1 protein-coding gene is annotated in these 1531 nt (G+C 33.0%); it reads right to left on the reverse strand.

Annotated elements, in window-relative coordinates; all coding sequences use genetic code 11:
• Positions 1-263: 263 nt before the first annotated feature.
• Complete coding sequence (locus AA81_RS03830) at positions 264-1388, reverse strand: RNA-guided endonuclease InsQ/TnpB family protein (RefSeq protein WP_342750118.1); 1125 nt, start codon at positions 1386-1388, stop codon at positions 264-266.
• Between the last annotated feature and the right edge of the window lie 143 nt (positions 1389-1531).

The raw sequence follows: 1531 nt of genomic DNA on the forward strand, positions 1-1531 counted from the left end.
TAATTGGATTTCTCAATTAATGACCTAAGGTCTTTGTCAAAATGTGCTTTTATCGTTTTCTACCTCCTCAAACCAGCTTTTTAAATTATAACACAATATTGCCTTCGTTAGTGAGCGAAATTATTTTTTGAAAATAAAGATTTGTGAACTACTCACCGCTAAAGAGGTAAGCTTCCTAATTCATAGACCGTTGCAGCAACGAATGCCCGTCTTACACAGTCTCCAAAGGCTTTACTTCCCCCAGTTCCTGGGGTAGAGTCAGTTTATACAGCGACTAGCTGTTTTATCCCACACTGCCTGATATTAACGGCAGCATTTATATCTCTATCATGTTTAGTCCCACATTCATGACATACCCATTCTCTATCAGAAAGTTTTAAACCTTCGTTCTTATACCCACATACACTACAAACCTTAGACGAAGGTTCGAACATTCCTATCTCAATTACTTTCTTACCTAATCTCTCTGCTTTGTATTTTAGAAACGTCTTGAATTTGTACCAACTTGCATCTGAGACACTCTTTGATAGTTTACGATTTTTAAGCATACCTCTTATGTTGAGAGTTTCTACAACGAAGACATCAGCTTGGTTCTCACTGATTTCCTTCGTTAGTTTATGTAAAAAACCCTCTCGTGTATTCTTAATTTTCTCATGTACTTTAGCAACTTCTAATTTTGCCTTGTCCCAATTCTTAGAACCTTGTTCTTTGCTTGAAAACTTTTTATATGCGTGTTTTAATTTCCTTTCGTACTTAGACAAAACTTTGGGAGCTGGATACTTTGTTCCATCGGATAATACAACAGAATCTTTCAATCCCATATCCATACCAATTGAGTTTTCATAGTCTATATATCTTTCGGGGTAAGAACCTTCGACTTCAAATGTTATAGATACAAAATACTTACCTGTTGTAGTTTTAATGAAAGTACAATTTTTTATCTTTGCATTTGGATCTATTTTTCGATGTACTCTTACTTTAATACCTTCTTTAAACTTTGGTACGAATAGAATACCGTATTTATCGTTATTTTCATTTTCATACAATTGTATATGTTGAGGAACTCTAAACGATTGCCTACTTGATTTCTTTTTAAATTTAGGGTGCTTACTCAGTTTCTTGAAGAGACGTTTATAACTAGTCTCCAAATTCTTCAAAGACTGTTGCAACGATTGAGAATTAACATCATTCAACCATTCAAATTTCTCGTTTCGTTTAAGAATTGCTAATATCTTACACCATGTATTGTAATTAACCACAGACGTTTTAGTATTCTTATATGCATTATTGGAGAATTCTAAGAACAAGTTGTAAACAAATCGAGTATGTCCAAAATGCTGGCTAAATTTCTCAATTTGTTCGTTAGTTTGGATATATACGAAACTTATATGTTTTTAACATCCTAAATTCTCCTTTATTAGATAATTGTATACTATAATTATATCACGCACAACGGATTAATATAGACTCTATGTATATAATTAACAATGTTTTTGCACATAGAATTCATTTCCTGTCTGAAAACACGAGC

This window comes from Petrotoga halophila DSM 16923 (genome assembly GCF_002924615.1).